Annotated in this window: 11 protein-coding genes; 9 read left to right on the plus strand and 2 right to left on the minus strand. The window is 58.3% G+C overall.

The genetic code is table 11. The annotated features are described in order from the left end of the window. The first annotated feature begins 553 nt into the window (after positions 1 to 553). The 6 genes from A9Q02_RS08485 to A9Q02_RS08510 all read left to right on the plus strand — a co-directional run bounded on the left by A9Q02_RS08485 (position 554) and on the right by A9Q02_RS08510 (position 5856). Positions 554 to 1378, plus strand: coding sequence for a hypothetical protein (locus A9Q02_RS08485; RefSeq protein ID WP_141508786.1), 825 nt, complete (start codon positions 554 to 556; stop codon positions 1376 to 1378). Continuing rightward, positions 1378 to 2184 (plus strand): class F sortase, encoded by an 807-nt coding sequence (locus A9Q02_RS08490; protein WP_097651930.1) that lies wholly within the window; start codon positions 1378 to 1380, stop codon positions 2182 to 2184. The genes A9Q02_RS08485 and A9Q02_RS08490 overlap by 1 nt, the downstream gene beginning before the upstream one ends. After that, positions 2184 to 3707, plus strand: coding sequence for a protein O-mannosyl-transferase family (locus A9Q02_RS08495; protein WP_097651931.1), 1524 nt, complete (start codon positions 2184 to 2186; stop codon positions 3705 to 3707). The genes A9Q02_RS08490 and A9Q02_RS08495 overlap by 1 nt, the downstream gene beginning before the upstream one ends. Before the next feature lie 233 nt (positions 3708 to 3940). Beyond that, positions 3941 to 5170 (plus strand): DUF3179 domain-containing protein, encoded by a 1230-nt coding sequence (locus tag A9Q02_RS08500; protein WP_097651932.1) that lies wholly within the window; start codon positions 3941 to 3943, stop codon positions 5168 to 5170. 96 nt (positions 5171 to 5266) lie between these two features. Then, positions 5267 to 5587: a type II toxin-antitoxin system RelE family toxin gene (locus tag A9Q02_RS08505; RefSeq protein WP_097651933.1), complete on the plus strand. Its 321-nt coding sequence runs from the start codon at positions 5267 to 5269 to the stop codon at positions 5585 to 5587. After that, positions 5584 to 5856, plus strand: coding sequence for a hypothetical protein (locus A9Q02_RS08510; protein WP_097651934.1), 273 nt, complete (start codon positions 5584 to 5586; stop codon positions 5854 to 5856). The genes A9Q02_RS08505 and A9Q02_RS08510 overlap by 4 nt, the downstream gene beginning before the upstream one ends. Before the next feature lie 88 nt (positions 5857 to 5944). Here the strand turns inward: A9Q02_RS08510 and A9Q02_RS08515 are convergent, their stop codons facing one another. Next, positions 5945 to 6232, minus strand: coding sequence for a TfoX/Sxy family protein (locus tag A9Q02_RS08515; RefSeq protein ID WP_097651935.1), 288 nt, complete (start codon positions 6230 to 6232; stop codon positions 5945 to 5947). Positions 6233 to 6311: 79 nt separating this feature from the next. Further along, positions 6312 to 6617, minus strand: coding sequence for a GxxExxY protein (locus A9Q02_RS08520; RefSeq protein ID WP_216361476.1), 306 nt, complete (start codon positions 6615 to 6617; stop codon positions 6312 to 6314). Positions 6618 to 6851: 234 nt separating this feature from the next. Here A9Q02_RS08520 and A9Q02_RS08525 point away from each other — a divergent pair, with 234 nt between their 5' ends. The 3 genes from A9Q02_RS08525 (at position 6852) to A9Q02_RS08535 (ending at position 8263) form a co-directional block, all read left to right on the plus strand. Beyond that, on the plus strand, positions 6852 to 7472 hold the full coding sequence (locus tag A9Q02_RS08525) for an MBL fold metallo-hydrolase (protein WP_097651937.1): 621 nt from the start codon (positions 6852 to 6854) through the stop codon (positions 7470 to 7472). Between the two features lie 185 nt (positions 7473 to 7657). After that, a complete protein-coding gene (locus tag A9Q02_RS08530) occupies positions 7658 to 7906 on the plus strand; it encodes a DUF433 domain-containing protein (protein ID WP_097651938.1) in 249 nt (82 codons plus the stop codon). After that, on the plus strand, positions 7907 to 8263 hold the full coding sequence (locus A9Q02_RS08535; RefSeq protein WP_097651939.1) for a DUF5615 family PIN-like protein: 357 nt from the start codon (positions 7907 to 7909) through the stop codon (positions 8261 to 8263). It abuts the gene before it with no gap. Positions 8264 to 8443 lie beyond the last annotated feature (180 nt).

The following is an 8443-nucleotide window of genomic DNA, read 5'->3' on the forward strand; positions in this document are numbered from 1 at the left end:
TGAGCGCAGCGAAGCATCTCCCTGTACCCGTGAAGATCCTTCGCTCCGCCTCCGGCTCCGCTCAGGATGACATGGGCCTGCGGTGGCTCCGCTCAGGATGACATGGGCCTGCGGTGGCTCCGCTCAGGATGACATGGGCCTGCGCGGTGCCGCGCCGAGCGCCCCCATGTCATGCTGAGTGCCCCGCGTGTCATGCTGAGCGCCCCCATGCCATACTACGCGCCCCCATGTCATGCTGAGCGCAGCGAAGCATCTCCCTGTACCCGTGAAGATCCTTCGCTCCGCCTCCGGCTCCGCTCAGGATGACATGGGCCTGCGGTGGCTCCGCTCAGGATGACATGGGCCTGCGGTGGCTCCGCTCAGGATGACATGGGCCTGCGGCGCTGTGGCGGATGACATGGGCCTGCGCCGGCGGCACCCGCCCGCCGCGCACCCGCACCGGCGGCGGCGGTGCCCCCGAATGCGTACGGCGGCGGCGGTGCGCCCGCCCGACGAAGCTTCCATGTTGACGCACGCGTTATCAGATCGATCAGGATCAAGAAAGGTATGCCTTATGAGGACGTTACGACAAACGCCGATCAAATCGCCCCTGATGAGATTGTTTACCGTCAGCGTACTAGCCCTGACCCTTGGTGCAGCACTATTGGGTGGCCCGGCACGGCTCGGCATGGCCCAGTCGTCGCTAGGTACGGAACCACCCACTTCATCGGTGCCACCAGGAGCACCGCCATTGCCACCAGCGCCAACCGTAGTGACCGAGACAGCCCCGCTGAATGTGACGGTCGATCTGAACAATGGTACCACCGTGCTGGTGACGTTGCCTCCCGCTACCCCAGGTGCGACCCCACCCGAGCTCAGCTTTAGTATGCCAGCGGCAACGTTGCAAAATGTGACTGACCGCAATGGCAACCCGGTTGTGCCAAATCGGCTTGTGATCGAGCCGGTGGATGCAAGTACCGCACCAACGCTGCCCACCAATGAGATCAATCTGAACGACATCATTCGTATTCAGCTGCTTGATGCCAATGGCAACCCGATTGATCGGCCAAACTTCAACCCACCGGTCGTGCTCTGCATTACGCCACCTCCCGATCAGGTCACTGCTGCTGGTGGCATCGAGAATATCACCCTGCGCCAGTTTGATAGTCTAACAGGTGTATGGGAGGTTTTGACCTCAGCAGTGATCGGAAATCAGATCTGCGCCAATGTTACCCATCTCTCGTTTTTTGCCCTGACGATGGTTCCGGCGGTGGTGCCACTTCCTGCTGAATTGCCCTCGACCGGTGCTGTCGATATGTTCCGCCTCGAGGTGCTGCTGGTTGTTATTGCCGTACTGTGGCTTGGCGGGACGCTTGTGCGAAAGCGTGGACGAGCATAATGAACAGGTATGCTGTCAGCATCTGGGTGGGCCTGCTGTGTCTGGCGCTGGCAGGTTGTACCGTGGCGGCGGAACCACCGGGGCAGGCACTCGTACCTACGCCAACAGCCGCGCCCAGGGTGACAGCCGCGACAATGCGCGACGCGACAACGGCGACGGCAAGCACCCCCACAACCGCGGCAATGCGCGACGCGACAACGGCGACGGCGACGGCGAGCACCCCCACACGAGGGGTGACACCTTCACCGTCGCCAGCGCCACTACCATCGATCAGTGCATCAAGCATTGCTGTCAACGATCAGCCCCTGCTTGCGGTGCCAACAGCAACACCGCCCCCGGTGATCGCCGGCTTGCTGAGCAAGGAACGGCCAGTGCGCCTGGTCATCGCCAGCCTTGGGCTCGACGAAGCAATCGTCGCGGCGGGCCTTGATGCACAACGGTATCCGATTGTGCCTCCGCACAATGTAGCCTGGTATAACCTGAGTGCCCACCCTGGGCAGGGTGACAATATCGTGCTGTGGGGCCATGTCTTGCGTTTCCGCAACGCGCCCTCGATCCCGGCACCCTTTGCCCGCATCCACGAACTACATCCAGGCGCAGAGATTGAGCTCTATACCGAGAACGGACAGCGTGCGACCTACCGTGTCACCTACCAGATCCAAGTGACCCCTGATCAGATTGAGTATATGCTACCGAAAGGGCGCGAACGCCTGACCATGATTTCGTGCATTGGCGATCTTGTGCTTGATCAAGGCGAGGTTGATATGAGTCATCGCCTGATTACGATTGCAGAGCCGGCACCGTAGTGGCTTGGCAAGGGCAGAGCGGCGAGGTTGAGCGCTGGTGGCAGTTCGTTGCCCTTTTGAGTGTGGCGGTCGTGCTGAGCCTTGCGTATGGAATGACGCTCATACCGGGAGTGACCTGGGCACACCAGGGGAGCGACAGTGGCGATCTGCTCACCGCAGTTGCGACCGGGGGCATAGCGCACCCACCGGGATACCCCACCTATCTGGTGTTGGTTGAAACATTTCTACGCATACCATTGGGGCCAATGGCCCTACGCCAGACCATCTTTTCCGCAGTGTGTGCGATCTTCGCCGCGCTCGGGATCGTGCTCATTACCACCCAACTGAGCCCCACGCACAGACGCTGGCATGCATCATTGATCGCAGGAATGCTTGCCGCTCTCTGGCTCGGCTTTACACCCCTCTTCTGGTCGCAGGCCGTCATTGTTGAGATCTACAGCCTGCACATGCTCTTTTGCGTCGTGCTCTGGGGGTGGACAATCCGGCTCGTGCAGCGCGGGGCAACAGCCTCGTGGAGTTGGAACGAACGGCTGGCGGGGCTAAGTGCCGGTTTAGCCCTGGGCAACCATCTCACGGTAGGGGCCATCGTCGTAGCGATGCTAGTGATCGCAGGTTGGACCTGGCGCACAGAGCAATGGCTCCGGCGCATGGGCGCACTAATACTCTGGATCAGCCTTGGGCTGCTGGTCTACCTGATCCTCCCGCTACGCGCTGGAGCCAGCCCGGCCAGTTGGGGCGATCCTCAGAGCATCGAAGGATTGCTCTGGTTGCTAAGTGGTCGGCTCTACCACCAGTTTGCCTTTCAGGTTCCGCCGCTTGAACTGCTCGAACGCACCCAGGTCTGGACGGGGACATTGATCGCACAGTTTGGCACACCGGGCCTGGTGCTCGGGTTATGGGGCCTGTTTGGTGTGCCTATGCAAGGAGGCGTGATACGCACAGCCATGCTGCTCGCAGCCCTAAGCATCTCGGTTTTCGCCATCGGCTACGGCAGCACAGACGCATCAATTTATATGCTTCCTGTCTACCTCATGCTCGCAATCGGGATTGGACAAAGCAGCGCATGGATCATCGATCGGTTGACAGGACAACCGCTCAAAATAGGGCTAGCAGTGCTACTGCTAAGCCTCATCCTGGCAACACAGGCCTACCCGTCAAGCATCTTCATGCGTGCAGCCAATCGTGACGCAGAAGCGCATCATTTCATCACCGCAGTCCTGACGCAGGCACCGGCCAGGGCCATCATCATGACCAGCAATGATCGCGACAGCTTCGCCCTCTGGTACCATCACCTGGGGTTAGGCGAACGGCCTGACATCATTCTTGTTGCCAAACCACTGCTCCCCTACGCGTGGTACCAAAACAACCTACGCACCTACTATCCAACGCTACAACTCCCCATGAATCTGCCCTCAGGCTGGGATGCCGCCCTCGTGGTGCGCAACCCCGACCGACCAGTCTGCTGGACAAGACTAACCGAACTCCCCCCACTTCACTGCCGCTCGAACGCCCCATCGCCCTGAGCAAGGGCACATCAACCACACGCTCACCCCATCACATTGTCTTTCATCACCATGAATCCCAAGCTTGCACCCACAACTGGCGTACTGCGCCTATAAGGCGGAGCTTGCTTTCGAGGCAACAGAAGCGAGGGCGTTCACCTAGCTTCTGTAAGCTTGCCCACAAACAGGGGCGGGTTGATCAGCTAGAGTGGAGAGGTGTCCCCTATGCTTGATTGATCGACGAGGTACTTGTTATGGATCGCGCTCTGCTCTTAGTGGCGTTGGTCGGCATTGTGTTGATGGGGTGCGGCACGGCGACGGTTGCGCCATCAGCGACGCTTGCGCCTGCCACGCCAACGCCTGCCCCTCTTGCAACGGGGTCGGCTCCGGCGACAGGGGCGGCACCTTCGCCAGTCACACCGGCCCTGTTGCCCGAGGAACGCCTCCCGGATGGCGCGGGTGAGTTCACGACTGATTTTAGCCGCCATACGGTTCCGTACGATGAGATTTTGTCGGGTGGCCCGCCCAAAGATGGCATTCCGGCCATTGATACGCCCCAATTTGTCAGTGTAGCGGAAGCCGATGCCTGGTTGGCGCCGCAAGAGCCGGTCGTGCTGGTGGCGCTTGGCGAAGACGTGCGTGCCTATCCGCTCCAGGTTTTGATGTGGCACGAGATTGTCAATGATACGGTTGGCGAGCAGCCTGTCGCGGTGACCTTCTGCCCGTTGTGCAATACGGCGATCGCGTTCGACCGGCGCGTTGGCGAGCAGGTGCTCGATTTTGGCACAACGGGGCGGTTGCGTTATAGCAATTTGATCATGTACGATCGTCAGACCGAAAGTTGGTGGCAACAAGCGACAGGCGAGGCCATCGCCGGCACTTTTGCTGGTTCGCGGCTTAGCTTTGTGCCAGCGACCATCATTGCCTGGGAGGAGTTCTTGACGATTTATCCCGAGGGTCGCGTGCTTTCGCGTGAGACGGGGTTTAGCCGCAATTATGGGCGCAATCCCTATGCGGGCTATGACGATGTGAATCGTCCGCCCTTCTTGTACGATGGGCCGACGACGCCAGACATACTGCCAGCGACGGCCCGCGTATTGACCGTTGAGTTGGCAGGCGAGGCGGTGGCCTACCCGTACGAGGTGCTGTCCGTGGCGCGTGCGGTGAATGACACCGTGGGCAACGAGCCGATTGTTGTGCTCTGGCAAGCGGGAACCGCCTCGGCGCTGGATGCTGACTCGGTGGCGGGAGGTCGTGACGTAGGCACTGCCGCTGCGTATCACCGAGTGCTTGATGGGCAGCGTCTGACCTTTGCGTTCGACGGCGAACGCCTGAGAGACCAGGAAACGGGAAGTAGCTGGGATGTGCTTGGGCGGGCTGTTGATGGACCTCTTGGGGGTGCCCACTTAGATCCCGTGGTTGCCGTCAACCATTTCTGGTTCTCGTGGGCAGCTTTTCGACCCGACACGAGGATCTATCGCTAAGCTTCCGGGAAGCTCTCAAGCTTCCCGGAAGCTGTCTCGACTCAGGTATGCTATACTCCTGCTATCAAGCGGTATTGGTGATGAGGTGATAGTGTAATGCCTCAGTATCACATCGAGATTACGGACGAAGCAGAGCACGATTTATCGTATTACCGGGCATACGAACGAAAAGCGATCACTGATGGGATCCTTACCCAATTAGCGTATGAGCCACATCAGGAAACCGTAAATCGCAAGCGATTACGCGATAATCCGATTGCCACGTGGGAACTGCGCATCGGGAAGTATCGGGTGTTTTATGAAATTGAACACGATGATACAGTGGGACCGGATGATGCGGCGCTGGTCATCATTATTTCGGTTGGGCATAAAGAGCACAACGTGCTGTACATTCGTGGAAAGGTGGTCAAGCTATGAAACACCTCGACCTGACAGATGAATCGGTCGATATGCGGCAGTTTTTGGAATTCATTCAAGAAGGGCCGGTGGTTCTGCGTGCGCCGAACGGGAAAGAATACTTGATCGCAGAAGCTGACGATTTTGCGGGCGAGGTGGAACAGCTGCGGAATAGTTTTGCGTTTCAGCAGTTTCTTGATGCGCGCAGCGCACGCGGGAAATCCCGGCGTCCCCTCGCTGCCGTTGTGGCAGAAATTGATGAAGAACTAGAAAAAACCGAGCGTCCATGATTATCTACTGCGTAAACATCCGTGAATGACTTGGCCAACCTCCCTTAGCCTCGCGGCGGCAATGACGTTGCATAGGCCACGCCCTGCATCACCCACGACTGCAGGGCTTCGTCCGACGCGAGCCCTGCGGGGCCACGACAACCACGCCTTTCATCGTGCGCCCGGCGAGCAAGCGGATCTGTGCATATGGTTGCGCCAGCGCCTCGGGATAGCGCTCGGGGCCAACCCGTACCAGCAATTCGTCACCGAGGATCGCGCAGCACATGTTGCCGGCTAGCATAAACGCCAACCCACCAAACATCTTGCGTTCACGCAACGCAGGCTGTTCCGCTAGCATCTCCCGCACCCGTCGCGCCAGATTGTCATCAAACGCCATCGTTGGGCTCCTTTGACCTGGGTGGCCCTATGTTACGCATCTGTTGGAATTGTCCGCAGATGACGCAGATTTCCGCAGATTATAAAGACTCGCGCAGATTGAGAACCATGCGCTTGTATGCGAGACTTTTCGCACCAAAGTTTAAGAGCAGGCCCTTTTGTTTGCCACTGGCCTTGAGATAGTTGATCAACTGGGCCTCTTCCCTGGTTGTGAGTTGCTCAAGTGCCTTCAATTCGACAATCACAGCATCGAAGCAAATGAAGTCGGCACAATAGTGAGTGTGAAGCATCTGGCCTTTGTAGTAGATGCGGATCGCTGCTTCACGCTCGTGGGCAATGCCCTGACGAATAAATTCCAAATCCACGCGCCCGGTTGCATTTGACACGATCGTGATCCATTATAGATCAACGCTGTGATGCTGCCGTGGAGCATGACGGAAGGTAGCATAGACAGCAGATACGCCTCGTAGCATAGCGGAACGTGGGTGAGGATGGTATCATCGCGGTGGAGCAGGGATGGAAGTACGTATAGCAGGCAGAAGTGCGGTAGAGCAGATATAGAAGTACGTTTCGCAGGCGAAAACGGCGTTTACTTCATGTTGGGTGGTACTCAACGAACTATGGCTAAAACAACACCCGTAACGATTGTGAATGTCGGTTACCGCTCAACCAACTATTGGGTTGTAAGCGCGGGTAGTTCTCGCTTACTCGTCGACATTGGCTGGCCAGGGACCCTTGGAACCATGAAGGCGAACCTCAAGAAGATGGGCGTCCCTCTCCATGAGATCCGCTACGCCCTCGCCACCCACTATCACATTGACCATGCGGGTCTTGCCGAGGAATTGAAACGGGAAGGCGTTTCCCTCCTCGTACTCGATGTCCAGAGCGACGCCATCCCCATCATGAAGACTTGGACCAAGCCATGGGACAAATACGTCGATATTACACGAGATGGCAACGTCACCATCTCATTTGACCAGAGTCGTCAGCTCCTCAGCCAGATCGGAATTGCAGGAGAAATCCTGCATACACCCGGCCACTCCGATCATTGTGTCTCGCTCCTTCTCGATGACGGCACAGTCTTCACCGGGGATCTTCCGCCGGAAGCATATGCCTTCGACAACCCCGTGGCTCTGGCAAGCTGGGGACTTCTCCGGGCGCATGGCGCCACGCGGGTGTATCCCGCGCACGGTCCAATCAGGGCGATAGATGAAACGCCAGACCAACGATCATCCGCATGATGTTCTTGGCGTTCGCGCTGCCCAACAACGGCATGAACCCGACGCGCTCCGCTATCGCTCCGCGCGCGGGTTATGCCGGCCGGTTCGGCCGCCATAGCCAACGTCTTCTCCATATCGATACCACTGGTTGTCAACACCACCCCCACGCCATTACAATCGGTGTATAATATCGGCAGGAGGTGGCTATGCAAGACGATGCTTTGCTGGAACGGATTACACTCGACCCCCGTGTAATGGTTGGTAAACCCGTTATCCGTGGAACCCGGCTGACCGTCGAATATATGCTCAAATTGCTGGCTTCGGGAGCAACCATCGCTGATATTCTTGATGAGTATCATGGCCTCACTCCCGATGATATTCGTGCATGTCTCCTGTTCGCCACCAGGGCGCTAGAAGCAACCACCTTCATGCCCTTGGTAGCGACGGAGGGGTAGATGCGCTTTTTGGTCGACGCCTGTACTGGCCCGCTCGCCGCCCGTTGGCTGCGTGAGCAGCAGCACGAGGTGTATTCCATCTACGATGAAGCCCCAGGAATGGACGATGCAGCGATCATTCAGAAGGCCGTGACTGAGCAGTGGATTCTGGTGACAAATGACAAGGATTTTGGCGAGAAGGTCTATCGGGAAGGTCATCCGCATCACGGTGTCATCTTGCTGCGTCTCACGGATGAGCGCCCATCCAACAAAATCGCGACCCTCCAACGATTGTTGCACCAGCATGCTGACCAATTACCGGGCCAGTTCGTCGTCGTAACCGAAAAGCGGGTACGTTTCGCCCGGAAACCCTCCTAAGCTGCAGCCCAACAAGCGCGTGTAGCTGATCGGCTGGATCGGAGCGATTTTGGCATCCAGAAGCAGTTCAAAGGCATTCCCGGTCTATCAGGGCACCCGCAAGGGCACCCGCAAGGGCACCCGCAAGGGCACCCGCAAGGGCACCCGCAAGGGCACCCGCAAGGGGTGCCCCTACACCGG

Origin of the sequence: Candidatus Chloroploca asiatica (assembly GCF_002532075.1) — a bacterium.
GTDB lineage: Bacteria > Chloroflexota > Chloroflexia > Chloroflexales > Chloroflexaceae > Chloroploca > Chloroploca asiatica.